This window comes from Arcobacter peruensis (assembly GCF_003711085.1).
GTDB classification, from domain to species: Bacteria; Campylobacterota; Campylobacteria; order Campylobacterales; family Arcobacteraceae; genus Poseidonibacter; species Poseidonibacter parvus.
This window is the reverse complement of the sequence record NZ_CP032363.1, coordinates 1,045,524-1,060,920: the sequence shown is the minus strand read 5'-3', so window position 1 is coordinate 1,060,920 and position 15,397 is coordinate 1,045,524. Positions and strand designations below refer to the sequence as shown.

The 15,397-nt window shown below is 30.3% G+C and carries 27 protein-coding genes; all 27 read left to right on the top strand.

Annotation, left to right across the window (positions count from 1 at the left end; translation table 11 throughout):
- Positions 1 to 49: 49 nt before the first annotated feature.
- The 27 genes from ruvA to secY all read left to right on the top strand — a co-directional run bounded on the left by ruvA (position 50) and on the right by secY (position 15,394).
- Entirely contained in the window at positions 50 to 613 is a 564-nt protein-coding gene (ruvA, locus tag D3Z07_RS05490) for a Holliday junction branch migration protein RuvA (RefSeq protein WP_076084926.1), read from the top strand.
- A 16-nt stretch (positions 614 to 629) separates the two neighbouring features.
- Complete coding sequence (locus D3Z07_RS05485; RefSeq protein ID WP_122893257.1) at positions 630 to 1,670, top strand: D-alanine--D-alanine ligase; 1,041 nt, start codon at positions 630 to 632, stop codon at positions 1,668 to 1,670.
- Positions 1,671 to 1,672: 2 nt separating this feature from the next.
- Positions 1,673 to 2,392: an alpha/beta fold hydrolase gene (locus tag D3Z07_RS05480; protein WP_122893256.1), complete on the top strand. Its 720-nt coding sequence runs from the start codon at positions 1,673 to 1,675 to the stop codon at positions 2,390 to 2,392.
- Positions 2,379 to 3,815, top strand: coding sequence for a Mur ligase family protein (locus tag D3Z07_RS05475; protein ID WP_076084935.1), 1,437 nt, complete (start codon positions 2,379 to 2,381; stop codon positions 3,813 to 3,815). The genes D3Z07_RS05480 and D3Z07_RS05475 overlap by 14 nt, the downstream gene beginning before the upstream one ends.
- 8 nt (positions 3,816 to 3,823) lie before the next feature.
- Positions 3,824 to 4,312 (top strand): HIT family protein, encoded by a 489-nt coding sequence (locus D3Z07_RS05470; RefSeq protein ID WP_076084938.1) that lies wholly within the window; start codon positions 3,824 to 3,826, stop codon positions 4,310 to 4,312.
- Positions 4,313 to 4,359: 47 nt separating this feature from the next.
- Positions 4,360 to 5,574 (top strand): zinc ribbon domain-containing protein, encoded by a 1,215-nt coding sequence (locus D3Z07_RS05465; protein WP_076084941.1) that lies wholly within the window; start codon positions 4,360 to 4,362, stop codon positions 5,572 to 5,574.
- Between the two features lie 212 nt (positions 5,575 to 5,786).
- A complete protein-coding gene (rpsJ, locus tag D3Z07_RS05460) occupies positions 5,787 to 6,101 on the top strand; it encodes a 30S ribosomal protein S10 (protein ID WP_071627220.1) in 315 nt (104 codons plus the stop codon).
- A gap of 13 nt (positions 6,102 to 6,114) precedes the next feature.
- The gene (gene rplC / locus D3Z07_RS05455) at positions 6,115 to 6,690 is read left to right on the top strand and encodes a 50S ribosomal protein L3 (RefSeq protein ID WP_076084944.1); all 576 of its coding nucleotides are present in this window, start codon (positions 6,115 to 6,117) and stop codon (positions 6,688 to 6,690) included.
- A complete protein-coding gene (gene rplD, locus D3Z07_RS05450) occupies positions 6,687 to 7,298 on the top strand; it encodes a 50S ribosomal protein L4 (RefSeq protein ID WP_076084947.1) in 612 nt (203 codons plus the stop codon). Before rplC ends, rplD begins: the two co-directional genes overlap by 4 nt.
- Position 7,299: 1 nt before the next feature.
- Positions 7,300 to 7,581 carry a 50S ribosomal protein L23 gene (locus D3Z07_RS05445; protein WP_076084950.1) on the top strand — a complete coding sequence of 94 codons (282 nt, stop codon included), beginning with the start codon at positions 7,300 to 7,302 and terminating at the stop codon, positions 7,579 to 7,581.
- A 10-nt stretch (positions 7,582 to 7,591) separates the two neighbouring features.
- Positions 7,592 to 8,419 carry a 50S ribosomal protein L2 gene (gene rplB, locus D3Z07_RS05440; protein WP_076084952.1) on the top strand — a complete coding sequence of 276 codons (828 nt, stop codon included), beginning with the start codon at positions 7,592 to 7,594 and terminating at the stop codon, positions 8,417 to 8,419.
- Positions 8,420 to 8,428: 9 nt separating this feature from the next.
- A complete protein-coding gene (gene rpsS, locus D3Z07_RS05435) occupies positions 8,429 to 8,704 on the top strand; it encodes a 30S ribosomal protein S19 (protein WP_076084955.1) in 276 nt (91 codons plus the stop codon).
- 3 nt (positions 8,705 to 8,707) lie between these two features.
- Entirely contained in the window at positions 8,708 to 9,040 is a 333-nt protein-coding gene (rplV, locus tag D3Z07_RS05430) for a 50S ribosomal protein L22 (protein ID WP_076084958.1), read from the top strand.
- Positions 9,040 to 9,738, top strand: coding sequence for a 30S ribosomal protein S3 (gene rpsC, locus D3Z07_RS05425; protein ID WP_076084961.1), 699 nt, complete (start codon positions 9,040 to 9,042; stop codon positions 9,736 to 9,738). Before rplV ends, rpsC begins: the two co-directional genes overlap by 1 nt.
- Positions 9,739 to 9,740: 2 nt before the next feature.
- Positions 9,741 to 10,166, top strand: a complete 426-nt coding sequence (gene rplP / locus D3Z07_RS05420; RefSeq protein WP_076084964.1) for a 50S ribosomal protein L16 — start codon at positions 9,741 to 9,743, stop codon at positions 10,164 to 10,166.
- Positions 10,153 to 10,344 (top strand): 50S ribosomal protein L29, encoded by a 192-nt coding sequence (rpmC, locus tag D3Z07_RS05415; RefSeq protein WP_076084968.1) that lies wholly within the window; start codon positions 10,153 to 10,155, stop codon positions 10,342 to 10,344. The genes rplP and rpmC overlap by 14 nt, the downstream gene beginning before the upstream one ends.
- A 10-nt stretch (positions 10,345 to 10,354) precedes the next feature.
- Positions 10,355 to 10,606: a 30S ribosomal protein S17 gene (gene rpsQ / locus D3Z07_RS05410; protein WP_076084971.1), complete on the top strand. Its 252-nt coding sequence runs from the start codon at positions 10,355 to 10,357 to the stop codon at positions 10,604 to 10,606.
- Complete coding sequence (gene rplN / locus D3Z07_RS05405; protein WP_076084974.1) at positions 10,606 to 10,974, top strand: 50S ribosomal protein L14; 369 nt, start codon at positions 10,606 to 10,608, stop codon at positions 10,972 to 10,974. Before rpsQ ends, rplN begins: the two co-directional genes overlap by 1 nt.
- A 1-nt stretch (position 10,975) precedes the next feature.
- On the top strand, positions 10,976 to 11,215 hold the full coding sequence (gene rplX, locus D3Z07_RS05400) for a 50S ribosomal protein L24 (protein ID WP_076084977.1): 240 nt from the start codon (positions 10,976 to 10,978) through the stop codon (positions 11,213 to 11,215).
- A 1-nt stretch (position 11,216) separates the two neighbouring features.
- Positions 11,217 to 11,765: a 50S ribosomal protein L5 gene (rplE, locus tag D3Z07_RS05395; protein WP_076084980.1), complete on the top strand. Its 549-nt coding sequence runs from the start codon at positions 11,217 to 11,219 to the stop codon at positions 11,763 to 11,765.
- Positions 11,765 to 11,950, top strand: a complete 186-nt coding sequence (locus D3Z07_RS05390; RefSeq protein WP_076084983.1) for a type Z 30S ribosomal protein S14 — start codon at positions 11,765 to 11,767, stop codon at positions 11,948 to 11,950. Before rplE ends, D3Z07_RS05390 begins: the two co-directional genes overlap by 1 nt.
- 13 nt (positions 11,951 to 11,963) lie before the next feature.
- Positions 11,964 to 12,362 carry a 30S ribosomal protein S8 gene (gene rpsH / locus D3Z07_RS05385; protein ID WP_076084986.1) on the top strand — a complete coding sequence of 133 codons (399 nt, stop codon included), beginning with the start codon at positions 11,964 to 11,966 and terminating at the stop codon, positions 12,360 to 12,362.
- Positions 12,363 to 12,371: 9 nt separating this feature from the next.
- The gene (gene rplF / locus D3Z07_RS05380) at positions 12,372 to 12,905 is read left to right on the top strand and encodes a 50S ribosomal protein L6 (protein ID WP_076084989.1); all 534 of its coding nucleotides are present in this window, start codon (positions 12,372 to 12,374) and stop codon (positions 12,903 to 12,905) included.
- Between the two features lie 11 nt (positions 12,906 to 12,916).
- Positions 12,917 to 13,276 (top strand): 50S ribosomal protein L18, encoded by a 360-nt coding sequence (gene rplR / locus D3Z07_RS05375; RefSeq protein WP_076084992.1) that lies wholly within the window; start codon positions 12,917 to 12,919, stop codon positions 13,274 to 13,276.
- Positions 13,277 to 13,285: 9 nt separating this feature from the next.
- On the top strand, positions 13,286 to 13,726 hold the full coding sequence (gene rpsE / locus D3Z07_RS05370) for a 30S ribosomal protein S5 (protein ID WP_076084995.1): 441 nt from the start codon (positions 13,286 to 13,288) through the stop codon (positions 13,724 to 13,726).
- A gap of 4 nt (positions 13,727 to 13,730) precedes the next feature.
- Positions 13,731 to 14,129 carry a 50S ribosomal protein L15 gene (rplO, locus tag D3Z07_RS05365; RefSeq protein ID WP_076084997.1) on the top strand — a complete coding sequence of 133 codons (399 nt, stop codon included), beginning with the start codon at positions 13,731 to 13,733 and terminating at the stop codon, positions 14,127 to 14,129.
- A 2-nt stretch (positions 14,130 to 14,131) separates the two neighbouring features.
- Positions 14,132 to 15,394, top strand: a complete 1,263-nt coding sequence (gene secY / locus D3Z07_RS05360) for a preprotein translocase subunit SecY (protein ID WP_076085000.1) — start codon at positions 14,132 to 14,134, stop codon at positions 15,392 to 15,394.
- The last annotated feature ends 3 nt before the right edge of the window (positions 15,395 to 15,397 follow it).

Genomic DNA, 15,397 nt, shown 5'->3' with positions numbered 1-15,397 from the left:
ATTTATAGAATATTAAATTAGACGATTAGTTGTACAAAGAGAAGAATTAATGATAGTAGGCCTTATAGGTAAAATAATTAAAAAAGAACCAACATTATTAAATGTTAATGTTAATGGGATAATTTATGAAATATTTGTTTCACTAAATTGTAGTTCAAAAATTATTAGTGATGATGTGACATTAGATATTACACACATAATTAGAGAAGATTCTCAAACTTTATATGGTTTTTTAGACTCAAGTGAAAAAAAGCTTTTTGATACAGTTATCAAAATAAATGGTGTTGGACCAAAAGTTGCACTTGCAATTTGTTCAACATTTACTCCTTCATCTTTTGCGCAAATAGTAAATGAAAACGATGTTTCAATGCTAAAAAGAGTACCTGGTATTGGTCCTAAAGGTGCTAGTCGTATTTTAGTAGAACTTTCAGGAATAGTTATTGATTTAAATGCAGAAGATGATAGTAGCAGTAATTCTGCTTCTTTAGAAGCATCATTAGCTTTAGAATCATTAGGATTTAAAAAAGATGTTTTAGCAAAAGTTTTAAAAACTTGTACTTCTACAAATACAAGCGATTTAGTAAAAGAAGCATTAAAAAAATTACAAAAATAGAAATCAAGGGAATTTAATGAAAATAGCAGTAGTTTTTGGTGGGGTTAGTTTTGAACATGAAATTTCAATTGTAAGTTCAATTGCAATGAAAGATGTGTTAAGTGATGAATTAGTTTATATATTTTTAGATGAAAATAGAGACTTTTATCATATTCCAACTAACACTATTAAATCAAAATTATTTAGCTCAGGTGAATATAAAAAATGTGATAAAGTTACTATTTCAAAGAATGGTTTCTTTAAAAAAGTAGGACTTTTAGGAAAAGATAAACCTATAGATTTTGATGTTGTTTTAAATCTTTCTCATGGTGGAGATGGTGAAGATGGTATTTTATCTTCAGTGTTAGAATTTTTTAATATTCCTTTTATTGCACCAAGAACAGAAGCATGTGTAGTTTCTTCAAATAAATTCTTAACAAAAGGTTATGCTTCTTCTGTTGATGTTAAAACTATTGATTATAAATATTACACAAAAGGTGATAGTGTTACAGTTGATACTTTTCCTGTAATTGTAAAACCAGTTAGACTTGGTTCTTCAATTGGTGTAGCAATTGTTAAAACACAAGAAGAATTAGATTATTCTTTAGATGTTGCATATGAGTTTGATAATGCAATAATTATTGAACCTTTTATCTCAGGTGTTAAAGAATACAACTTAGCAGGTACTAAAGTAAATGGTGAATTTAAATTCTCAATTATAGAAGAGCCTCAAAAAACAGAATTTTTAGATTTTGATAAAAAATATTTAGATTTTTCAAGAACTTCAAAAGCTGTAGAAGTTGATTTAGGTGAAGAATTAAATGCAAAAGTAAAAGATGCTTTTGAAAAGATTTACAATAATTTATTTGAAGGTTCAATAATTAGATGTGATTTCTTTATAGTTGATAATGAAGTTTATTTAAATGAAATAAATTCAATCCCAGGTTCTATGGCAAACTATTTATTCTCTAATTTTGATACTTTATTTAAAAGTGTTGCAACTTCATTACCAAGAAAAAAACATATTCCAGTTACTTATGAATATGTAAATAAAATTCATGCAAGCAAAGGCAAATAACTTTGGCATTAAAAAGTGTAAGTATTGATAATAAAACTTATGATATTTCTTATGAAATTGTAAATCCTTCTTGTAAAAAAGATATAGTTTTTTTACATGGTTGGGGCTCAAATAAAGATATTATGAAAAATGTATTCTCACCTTATTTAAATGATTTTAGACATATTTATATTGATATGCCAGGTTTTGGGAAAAGCTCAAATGAATACGAACTAAAAACTCAAGATTACACTAAAATTATAGATGAACTTTTAAAACTTTTAAACTCTACAAAAGATGTAATTGCAGGTCACTCTTATGGTGGAAAAGTTGCTACTTCTTTAAATCCTAAAAATCTAGTTCTTTTAAGTTCAGCAGGGATTTTAGAAGAAAAATCTTTTGAAGTAAAAGCTAAAATTGCAATTGCAAAATTCTTTAATGCACTTGGTTTAAAAAATATTACAAAAATGTTCAGAAGTTCAGATGTTAATACTATGAATGAAGGAATGTATTCAACATTTAAAAATGTTGTAAATGAAGATTTTTCACAAAACTTTAAAGATTATAAAAATAATGCCTTAATTTTTTGGGGAGAAAAAGATACAGCTACATCTTTAGAATCTGGTAAAAAAATTGCATCTTTAATTGATTCATCAACTTTTATATCTTATGATGGAGATCATTACTTCTTTGTAAAAAATGCAAAAGATATAAGCGAGAGAATAGAAAATGGAATACTTTAATTTATTTACACAAATTTTATTAATTATGTGTTTAGGTTATTACCTAATCACAAACTTACAATGGTACAACTACAAACTAGAACGAGTTGTTTTAAAACATCATAAATGGCAATGGCATATAACTTACTTTTTTACTCCTATTGTACTTTTTTATTTAATACCAACTATTTACTATTCAATATATTTTTATGTATTGTATTTAACAAGTTTTATTATATGGAATAGGAAACTTGACCGTCCTGTTGTTTTAACATCTAGAGTGAAAAGATTTCTAGCAATACTTTTATTCGCAACATTTGCAATTTCTGGTTTATGTTTAGCAAGTCCTGAATGTAATAATACCTTTGTATTTATTCCTTTAATAATTGCTTATGTAGTATCACTAGTATTAGAAAAAATATTCTTTATATCTTTTAAACATAAAGGAAAACAAAGAGTTCATAGTATTACTGGTTTAAAAATTATTGCAATTACTGCATCTTACGGAAAAACATCAATTAAAAACTACTTACATCATGTTTTAAAGAAAAAATATAAAACATACAAAACTCCAAGATCTGTAAATACAATTGGTGGAATTGTATTAGATGTAAATAGAGATATTCCTCTTGATACACAAATATACATTGCAGAAGCAGGTGCTAGAGAAAAAGGTGACATTGAAGAAATATCAATGTTTCTTGAACCTCAAATTTGTGTGATTGGTAGTGTTGGAGAGCAACACATTGAATATTTTAAGACCTTAGATAATATTATTCATACAAAAATGGAACTTTTAAAATCTCCTCGAATGCAAAAAGGTTTTGTTCACGAAAGTGTACCTATTAAAGATTATGAAACTATTACAAAATTTCCAAATAACTTACATATTACAAAAAGCTCACTAGATGGCATTTGGTTTGATGTGGAAGTAAATGGTAATTTAGAACATTTCCATGCACCAATTCTTGGAAGTTTTAATGCAATTAATTTAACAGCAGTAATATTAGTTGCTCATGAATTAGGTATGAGTATTGATGAGATTAAACTTGCACTAAAATCTTTACCTCAAGTTGAACATAGATTACAACTTATAAAAGCAGGTGGAAAAGTAATTGTTGATGATTCTTTTAATGGAAATTTAGAAGGAATGCTTGAAGCTGTAAATATCTGTTCTACTTATGAAGGTAGAAAGGTAATTATAACGCCAGGTTTAGTTGAATCAACAGATGAAGCAAATATCTTACTTGCAAAAGAAATAAACGAAAAATTTGATTATGTAATTTTAACAGGAAGTTTAAATACTCAATTATTAAGTGCACACATAGATTCACAAAAAATATTTATTTTAAAAGATAAAGCTTTAATGGAAAATACCTTGGCTGAGCAAACACGAGTAGGGGATCTAATACTTTTTGCAAATGATGCACCAAACTTTATATAGGATATAAAATGGAACACTTATATGCACCATGGCGATATGAATATGTTAGTGAAGAAAAAATTGAAGGATGTATTTTTTGTCATATATCTAAAAATATAGATGATGAAAAACTTCAAGTTCTTTTTAGTGATGAATTTTGTTATGTTGTTATGAATAAGTTTCCATACTCACCAGGTCATATGATGGTTATTCCACACTTTCACACAGATAAAATTGAAGAACTAGATGATAATACTTGGAACGCTATGAGTGTAAGAGTAAGACAAGGGGTAAAGCTTTTAAAAGATGTTATGTCTTGTGAAGGTGTAAATATTGGTATGAATCTTGGAAAAGCAGCAGGAGCTGGAATTGAACAGCATGTTCACTATCATATGCTTCCTAGATGGCTTGGCGATACAAATTTTATTACTTCAATTGCAACAGCTAGAGTTTATCCTGCAAATTTTGACGAAATTTATACAAAGTTAAAATCTAAATCAAATAAATATTTTATTTAATCAATTATGTAGTAAAATTCTAAATTATTAATTTAGGATTTATATCTATGAAAAACTCACTTAAAAACTTTTATAAGAACAACTTTACTTATTCAGGAAAAGAAAAACTATCAAAACTAACAATATTATTTATAATACTTCTTAATATATTTGTTTTTATAACAATTGGATTAGGAATTGATTTTCAAATAAAAGTTTTAAATAATCCAAATACATCTTTTTCTTCACAGTGTAGAAATATTCTAAACTCTAAAAGTCTAAACGATTACAATAATTATATTTTTATGTCAGGAACATACAATAGTAAATATCAAAGTATTAAAAATTTAGAAATTGATGAGAGGTGTACTACTATTATTGATACTAAATTAGATGCAGTTAAAAAAGAGCATAATATTAAAGTATTAAGACAAAATGAAAGAATACTAAATAACAAGCAAAATAAGATAAATAATGAATTATCGTATTTAAGAGAAAATTATAATACAGTATTATTTGAAAAAATGTCGGCACAAAAATCTGATAAATCAATTATAAAAGATGATATCTCATCTGAGAATATAAAAGAAAAATACAACTCGTACTTAGAAGAAAATGAAAAGTTAAAAAAAGAAAAGCAAAATATCAGAAAGGAATTTACTGATTCTAAAAGTGTAAAAGAATTAAATGCCTTTGTTAACATTAATAAAAAACAAATATTAGATGATTATAAAACTCAAAGTAAATCTTACGCACTTAAAAAAGAGTTAATTACATTAATATTTTTATTACCACTTTTTTTATTGTCATTTTATATAATGAAAAGGTATTTAAAGAATGAAAAATACACATTATATGTAATGTTCAAAAACATTGTAGTAGTTATATTAATTCCAATAGTTATTTCTGTATTAACTCTAATTTATATGTTACTACCAAAAGTCTTTCTTGAAAAAGTATTAAAATTCTTTTATGAAATAGAAGTACCTTTTGTAGTGTATTATTTTGCAATTGCTTTTTTTGTATTTGTTTTTGGATATTTAATAGTAAAAATTCAAAAAAGATTTAGAGAAAATCAGAAAAAACTAGAAGAAAATTCTATTTCAAATACTGAAAGTTATAACAAAAGTATTTGTTTTAAATGTTCTAATAAAGTAGACTACTTAAATATGAGCTTTTGTCCATGTTGTAAAAATGAATTAAAAGTTAAATGTCCTAATTGTAATAAGGAAACGATAAAGAATTTGAAGCATTGTTATAATTGCGGTAATGATCTAAAATAAATAGTTGAACTTAAGTTTTAAACTTATTACTAACTTAAAAACATATTCAAAATACAATAGTTATCCTTTTTAAAAGGAAACAAATTAGTGCTTTTTCAATACAAAACCCCATTATACTTGACATTTAATCCCATTTAAGTTATAATCCGCGTCCATAAAAAGGGTTAGAGTGCGATTTATCGTGTATCTAACGAGTTCTTTAAAGGAAAAAAATGGAAAAAATTAGATTAAAGTTAAAAGCTTACGATCACAGAGTTTTAGACAGAAGTGTTGCTTCAATAGTTGAAGCTGTTAAGAGAACTGGTGCTGAGTTGAGAGGTCCTATACCTTTACCAACAAAGATTAGAAGATATACAGTTCTAAAAGGTCCTCACGTTAATAAGGATTCTAGAGAGCAATTTGAAATCAGAGTTCATTCAAGAATGATTGATATTATAGCTGCAACTCCAGATACAGTAGATTCATTAATGAAACTTGACTTAGCTCCAGAAGTTGATGTTGAAGTTAGATCTATGGGTCAAGAATAAGAAAGGGTAATAAATGGAATTTATCGTAGAAAAAATTGGTATGAGTAGAACTGTTTCAGTTCCTGCTGTTCCTGTTACACTTTTAAGAGTTCTTGATACTAAGGTATGTGAAGTGACTGACGGTGTAGCATTTGTTTCTTATGCATCTGGTAAAAAGATGAATAAAACAATTGAAGGGCAACAAAAGAAATTCGACTTATCTAAAGAGTTTAACAGATTTGCAACTTTAGAAGTAGCAAACACTGAAGCTGGTGATTTAGATGTAAGTGGTTTATCAGAAGCAAAAGTATTAAAAACAACTTTTAACACTAAAGGTAGAGGTTTCTCTGGTGTAGTTAAAAGATGGAACTTTGCAGGTGGTAGAGCATCTCACGGTCATAGAATGGGTAAAAGAACTGGTTCAATTGGTAATGCTGAATGGCCAGGTAGAGTTCAACCAGGTAAGAAAATGCCAGGACAATACGGAAATACAACTGTTAGCGTTAAAAATGATGTAGTATCATTTGATGCAGAAACTGGAATTTTAGTAGTAAAAGGTTCAGTATCTGGTGCAAACGGTAGATTAGGAAAAGTAAAGGTTGCTAAATGAGTAATGCAATAGTATTAAATGACAAATTTGAAGCTAATGGTGATGTAGCATTACCAGCTAAGTTTGCTGAGATTAACTCTCACAACTTATATTTATATGCTAAATCATACTTAGCAGCTCAAAGAGCAAATACTGCTAGAGTTAAAAATAGATCAGAAGTTAGAGGTGGTGGTAAAAAACCTAAAGCTCAAAAAGGTTCTGGTGGTGCTAGATGGGGTTCTAAAAGATCTCCTTTATTCGTTGGTGGGGGTCAAGTTTTTGGTCCTACTAAGAGAAACTATGTACAAAAAGTAAATAAAAAACAAAAAGCTTTAGCATTAAGTTTTGCCTTAAATGCACAAGCTGAAAATGGTTCTTTATTTATAACTGATTCAATTACAGTTGAATCTGGTAAAACTAAAGACGCACTAGCGATTTTAAACAAATTAAACCAAAGAGATACTCTAGTTGTAGTTGATACAATTGATGAGAAAACATACTTAGCGTTTAGAAATGTTAAAAATTGTTACATGATTGAAAAGCAAGAAGTTAACGCTTATTTAATTGCAGCATACCATTCAGTACTAATTGAAAAATCAGTATTTGAATCATTAACAAAAGAGGCTTAAGATGGCAGATATAACAGATATTAAAGCAATATTATATACAGAAAAAACGATTGAGCTTCAAGAAAATGGTGTAATCGTTGTTCAAACTAGTCCAAGAATGACTAAGAATGGACTAAAAGAAGTATTTAAAGAATATTTTGGTGTTACTCCATCAAAAGTTAATTCTTTAAGACAAAATGGAAAAGTTAAAAGATTTAAAGGGAAATTAGGTGCTAGACCAGATTTCAAAAAATTCTATGTAACATTACCAGAGGGCGCTGAAATAGCGAACCTTTCAGCTTAAGGAGATATGAATGGCAATTAAAAAATTTAGACCAATAACTCCTGCAAGAAGATTTATGTCTGTAATGGATACTTCTGATATTACTTCTAAACCAACAGTTAGATCTTTACTTGTAAGAGTAAAAGCTGCAGCTGGTAGAAATAATAACGGTAGAATCACTTCTAGACACAAAGAAGCAGGTGCTAAGAAATTATATAGAATTATTGATTTCAAAAGAAATAAATTCGGTGTAGAGGGTACTGTTTCAACTATTGAGTACGACCCATACAGAAACTGTAGAATTTGTTTAGTAACTTATGCTGATGGTGATAAAAGATATATCTTACAACCTTCTGGTTTAAAAGTTGGTGCTAAAATTCAAGCTGCTGAGTCAGGACTTGATATTTTACCAGGTAACGCAATGAGATTAATCAATATTCCAGTTGGTACTATGGTTCATAACATTGAAATGAAACCAGGTAAAGGTGGACAAATCGCTAGATCTGCTGGTGGATATGCTCAAATCATGGGTAGAGAAGATAAGTATGTTATTCTTAGACTTCCTTCAGGTGAAATGAGAAAAATTCTTTCTGTTTGTATTGCAACAATTGGTATTGTTGGAAATGAAGACTTCTCTAATATGGTTATCGGTAAAGCTGGTAGACAAAGACATTTAGGTAAGAGACCACAAACAAGAGGTTCTGCAATGAACCCAATTGATCACCCGCATGGTGGTGGTGAAGGTAAAACTAACTCTGGAAGACATCCTGTTACTCCATGGGGTATGCCAACTAAAGGTTATAAAACTAGAAAGAAAAAAGCTAGTGATAAACTAATCATTTCAAGAAAAAAGAAGTAAGGGTTTAAGATGTCAAGATCAATAAAAAAAGGTCCATTTATAGACGCACACTTATTAAAGAAAGTTCAAAAAGCTGTTGAAGCTAATGATAAAAAACCAATCAAAACTTGGTCAAGAAGATCTATGATCTTACCAGATATGATTGGACTTACTTTTAATGTGCACAATGGAAGAAACTTCGTTCCTGTAAATGTTACAGAGAACCATGTTGGATATAAATTAGGTGAATTTGCACCTACTAGAACGTTTAAGGGCCATAAAGGTTCTGTTCAAAGAAAGGCGTAATTGATGGCAAGAGCAATATTAAAATTTATTAGACTTTCTCCTACAAAAGCAAGATTAATTGCTAGAGAAGTTCAAGGTATGAATGCTGAATATGCAATCGCATCATTAGAATTTACTCCTAACAAGGCTGCTGGAATTATTTCTAAAGTAATTGCATCTGCTGTAGCAAATGCAGGTTTAGAACCAGAAAATGCTGTTATTACTTCTGCAAGAGTTGATAACGGTCCAGTTCTTAAGAGATTTACTCCAAGAGCAAGAGGAAGTGCTTCTCCAAAGCATAAACCAACTGCACATATTATGATTGAAGTAGCTGCTGCTGAAAAAGGAGACAAGTAATGGGTCAAAAAGTTAATCCAATAGGTTTAAGATTAGGTATCAATAGAAACTGGGAATCAAGATGGTTTCCAAAATTTTCTACAATGCCAGCAAACGTTTCTGAAGACGATAAAATTAGAAAATTCATTAAAAAAGAATTATACTATGCAGGTGTTGCATCTACTATCGTTGAAAGAACTGCTAAAAAAATTAGAGTAACAATCGTTGCTGCTAGACCTGGTATCGTTATCGGTAAAAAAGGTGCAGACGTTGAGAAATTAAAAGCTAATCTTTCTAAATTAGTTGGAAAAGAAATTGCTGTTAATATTAAAGAAGAGAGAAAACCACAATTATCTGGTCAACTTTCAGCTGAAAATGTTGCACAACAATTAGAAAGAAGAGTTGCATTCAGAAGAGCTATGAAAAGAGTTATGCAAAATGCACTTAAAGGCGGAGCTAAAGGTATTAAAGTTTCTGTTTCTGGTAGACTTGGTGGAGCTGAAATGGCTAGAACTGAGTGGTATTTAGAAGGTAGAGTTCCTTTACATACATTAAGAGCTAGAATTGATTACGGTTTTGCTGAAGCTCATACAACTTACGGTTGTATTGGTATTAAAGTTTGGATCTTCAAAGGTGAAGTACTTGCTAAAGGTATTCCAGCTGAAAAAACTGAAGAAGAAAAACCAAAAAGAAGACCACAAAAGAGAAGAGGTAAATAATTATGTTAATGCCTAAAAGAACTAAATATAGAAAAATGATGAAGGGTCGAAATAGAGGTAAAGCTTCTAGAGGAACTTCATTAGCATACGGTGATATCGGTCTTAAAGCTGTTGAGCACGGAAGAATTGATTCTAGACAAATCGAAGCTTCAAGAGTTGCAATGACAAGAAAAGTTAAAAGACAAGCTAAAGTTTGGATTATGGTATTCCCTGACAAGCCTCTTACTGCTAAACCATTAGAAACAAGAATGGGTAAAGGTAAAGGTGCAGTTGATAAATGGGTAATGAATATCAAGCCAGGTAGAATTTGTTTTGAAATGGCTGGTGTTAGTGATGAGTTAGCAAGAGAAGCTTTAACTTTAGCAATGCACAAATTACCATTTAAAACAAAAATTGTAACAAAAGATAGCGAAAATGAACTATACTGATTTAAAAGACAAAAGCTTACAAGAGCTTACGGAATTATTAAAAGAAAAAAAGGTGCTTCTTTTTGAATTAAAAGCTAAGCTAAAAACTATGCAGTTAACAAACACTTCTGAATTAAGAGTGGCTAAAAAAGATATCGCTAAGATTCAAACAGCAATTACTGCAGCAAAAGCTAACTAAGGATCTATAGATGACACATAAAAGAGAGATTCAAGGTGTAGTGGTAAAAATTTCTGGAGACAAAACAGCTTCTGTTTTAGTTACTAGACAAGTTATTCACCCAAGATACCACAAAATGGTAAAAAGATTTAAAAAATATTTAGTTCATGACGAAAGAAATGAATTAAAACTTGGAGATAAAGTTGTAGCTGTTGAGTGTAGACCTTTATCTAAAACTAAATCTTTTAGATTAAAGACGATTGTATCTACAGGAGCTAACTAATGATTCAAAGTTTTACTAGATTAAATGTAGCTGATAATACAGGTGCAAAACAGATCATGTGTATTAAAGTTCTTGGTGGATCTAAGAGAAGATACGCAACTGTTGGTGACGTTATCGTTGCTTCAGTTAAGAAAGCTTTACCAACTGGTAAAGTTAAAAAAGGTCAAGTTGTTAAAGCAGTAGTTGTTAGAACACATAAAGAAGTTCAAAGAGAAAATGGTTCTTTAATTAGATTTGATGATAACGCAGCAGTTATCTTAGATGCTAAAAAAGATCCTATTGGAACAAGAATTTTCGGACCAGTTGCTAGAGAAGTTAGATATTCAGGTTTCATGAAAATCGTTTCACTTGCACCGGAGGTATTATAATATGGCAATTAAATTAAAAATCAAAAAAGGTGATACTGTAAAAATTATCGCTGGAGATGATAAAGGTAAAACTGGAGAAGTTATTCAAGTATTACCTTCTAAGAGACAAGTAATCGTTAAAGATTGCAAAGTAGCTAAGAAAACTGTTAAACCTGATCAAGAAAAAAACCCAGATGGTGGTTTTGTTAATAAAGAGATGCCAATGGATATCTCTAATGTAACTAAAGTAGAAGGTGAGTAAGATGGCAGCAAGATTATTAGAAAGATATAAAGCAGAAATTAAACCAGTTTTAGAAACAGAGTTCCCAAAGAACAAAATGTTAACTCCTAAGTTAGACAAAGTAGTTATCTCTGTTGGTGCTGGTGAAGCAATGAAAGATAGTAAATTAATGCAAAACATTCAAGATACTATCTCTTTAATAGCTGGTCAACAAGCTGTTAAAGTTATTGCAAAAAAATCTGTTGCTGGATTTAAAGTAAGAGAAGGTTACCCTGTAGGAGTAAAAGTTACTTTAAGAGGTGAACAAATGTACACATTCTTAGATAAACTTTGTTCAATCGCATTACCAAGAGTTAAGGATTTTAGAGGACTTAACAGAAATGGTTTTGACGGTAGAGGAAACTTTAACTTTGGTTTAGACGAACAATTAATGTTCCCAGAAGTTGTATATGATAACATCATCACAACTCACGGTATGAATATTTCAGTTTCTACAACTGCAACTAATGATGCTGAAGCTTTCAGATTATTAGAGTTAGTAGGAATTCCATTTACTAAAGGAAGAGCGTAATGGCAAAGAAATCTATGATTGCAAAACAACAGAGAACTCCTAAGTTCTCTTCAAGAGCATATACAAGATGTTCTGTTTGTGGTAGACCTCACTCTGTTTACAGAGATTTTGGTTTATGTAGAGTTTGTTTAAGAAAAATGGCTAACGAAGGTTTATTACCTGGTGTTAGAAAAGCTAGTTGGTAGGAGAATTTAAGCTATGATGAATGATATAATCGCAGATGCTTTAACAAGAATTAGAAATGCAGCTCTAAGAAAATTAGATGTTGCAACATTATTACACTCAAACACTGTAGTTGGCGTTTTAAACGTTTTATTACAAAAAGAGTATATTACTGGATTCAAAGTTATTGACGGTAAAAACAACAAAAAGACAATTCAAGTTGAATTGAAGTATGATGACAATGAAAAATCAGTAATTAATGAAATTACTAGAGTTTCTAAGCCTGGAAGAAGAGTTTACAAAAACGCTTCAGAAATTAAAAGCTTTAAAAATGGATACGGTACAATCATCGTTTCTACTAACAAAGGTGTAATTGCTAACGATGAAGCATTTGCAGCTAAAGTTGGTGGCGAAGTTCTTTGTACTGTATGGTAGGGAGTAATAATGTCTAGAATTGGTAAAAAACCTATCGCAATTCCAGCTGGAATTGAAGTATCAGTTAATGGTACTGTTATTGATGTAAAAAAAGGGAACAAAGTTTCTTCAGTTGAAACTCATGGTAGAGTTGGAATTGAAGTTGCTGAAGGTAACGTAGTACTTTCTAGAGTTGGAGAAACAAAAGAATCTTCAGCTTTCTGGGGAACTTATAGAGCTTTATTAAGCAATGCAATTGATGGATTAGCTACAGGTTTTCAAAAATCTTTAGAAATCAATGGTGTTGGTTATAGAGCTGCTGTTAAAGGTAAAGTTTTAGAACTACAATTAGGTTATTCACACCCAATTAATTTCGAAATCGAAGAAGGTTTAGAAATTACTGTTGAGAAAAACTTAATTCACGTAAAAGGTGCTGACAAACAACAAGTTGGTCAAGCTGCTGCAATTATTAGAGGCTACAGAAAACCAGAACCGTACAAAGGTAAAGGTGTGAAGTATACTGACGAGCATATCGTTAGAAAAGCCGGAAAAACAGCTAAGTAAGGTATGACACTATGAGTAGAGCAAAAGATTTAGCAAAAAAGAATTCATTAAGAATTAAAAGAAAAAAAAGAGTTAGAGGAAATATTTTTGGAACAGCAGAGTTACCAAGAGTTTCTTTCTTTAAATCTAATAAGTACATTAGTGCGCAAGCAATTAATGATGTTGAAGGTAAAACTTTAGCAGCAGTTAGTTCTCAAACAATGAATTTAAACGTGAATAAAGAAAATGCAGGAAAAGTAGCAGCAGAATTTGCTGGAACTTTAAAAACTGCAGGAATTGATACAGTAGTATTTGACAGAAATGGTTACCTTTATCATGGTGTTGTTGCAGCATTCGCTGACGCACTTAGAGATAACGGTATCAAATTATAAGGGTTAATGATGGCAATTAATAGAGAAGACTTTGAAGAAGCAATCGTTAAAATTGGTAGAGTTACAAAAGTTGTAAAAGGTGGTAGAAGATTTAGATTTACTGCTTTAGTTGTTGTAGGTGACAAAAAAGGTACTATTGGTTTTGGAACTGGTAAAGCTAAAGAGGTTCCTGATGCTATTAAAAAAGCATTAGATGACGCTTTTAAATCTTTAATCAAAGTTAATATTCATGGTACTACAATTGCTCATGATATTGAACATAAATATAATGCAAGTAAAATCTTACTTAAGCCTGCATCTGAAGGTACAGGACTGATTGCTGGGGGAGCTGCTAGACCAGTTCTTGAGCTTTCAGGAGTAACAGATATTATTGCGAAATCTTTAGGTTCAAATAATCCAAATAACTTAGTACAAGCTACTGTTGAAGCATTAGCTAGAATTAAAGGATAGATTTATGGCATTAAATAATTTACAACCAGCACCAGGTAGTACTAAAAATACTAAAAGAGTTGGTAGAGGTCAAGGTTCAGGAATGGGTAAGACTTCTACTAGAGGTCAAAAAGGTCAAAAATCTAGATCTGGATATAAAATCAAGAGACATTTTGAAGGTGGGCAAATGCCTATCCAAAAAAGAATGCCAAAAATTGGATTCTTTTCAAGAGTTGCAAAACCTTATTCTATCAATGTTGATAAAATCAAGCAAGTTGCAGCTTTAGAAGAAATTACAGTTGAGTCAATCAAGTCTGTATATAAATTATCTAAATCAGTTGTGAAAGTTAAATTAGTTGGATCAACTGCTAAAGATTTAGCATCAAAGATTAAAGACGAAAACGTTACAACTACTGGTAACTAACCATGAGTAAAGATCTAATAAATAAGATTCTTATCACATTAGGTTTTATATTTCTTTACAGGTTATTGGCATACGTGCCAGTACCTGGGGTTAATATAGACGTAGTAAAAGAATTCTTCGATTCAAATGCAAACAATGCATTAGGTCTTGTTAATATGTTCAGTGGTAATGCAGTTGAAAGACTGTCTATCATATCACTTGGAATTATGCCTTACATTACAGCTTCAATTATTATGGAATTACTTGCAGCTACTTTCCCCGCACTTGGTAAAATGAAAAAAGAACGAGATGGTATGCAAAAATATATGCAAATCATTAGATACGCAACTATTGTTATTACATTAATTCAATCAATTGGTGTTTCAATGGGTCTTAATTCACTAACAGGTCAAAGTGGTCAAAGTGCTATTTCTATAGATATGGATACATTTGTTGCTGTTTCATCAATTTCGATGTTAACTGGTACTATGCTTCTTATGTGGATTGGTGAACAAATCACACAAAAAGGTATAGGAAATGGTATTTCATTAATTATCTTCGCTGGTATTGTATCTGCAATTCCTAGTGCAATTGGTGGTACTATTGATTTAGTTAATAATGGACAAATGAACTTCTTAACAGTTATTGCTATTGTTGTTATTATTTTAGCAACAGTTGGTGCAATTATTTATGTTGAGTTAGGTGAAAGAAGAGTTCCAGTTTCATATTCAAGAAAAGTAATGATGCAAAACCAAAATAAAAGAGTTATGAATTATATTCCTATTAAGGTTAACCTTGCAGGTGTTATTCCAGCTATTTTTGCTTCGGCGATTTTAATGTTCCCAGCTACTATTTTACAAGGTTCTCAAAATGAGTATCTTTTAATCGTTGCTGATTACTTAAGTCCTGCATCATATACGTTTAATGTATTTATGTTTTTATTTGTTGTTTTCTTTGCATTCTTCTATGCATCGATTACCTTTAATGCTAAAGATATTTCAGAGAATTTAAAAAAGCAAGGTGGATTTATTCCTGGTATTAGACCAGGAGCAGGTACAGCTGAATTTTTAAATGAAACTGCAAGTAGATTAACATTCTGGGGTGCAATTTATTTAGGATTAATTTCAACTGCTCCATGGCTTATTGTTAAAGCTATGGGAGTACCTTTCTACTTTGGAGGGGTTGCTGTACTAATCGTTGTACAAGTTGCTATTGATACTATGAGAAAAATTGAAGCACAACAATATTCAAATAAATATGAAACGCTTAGTGCGGTTGGTCTATAAATA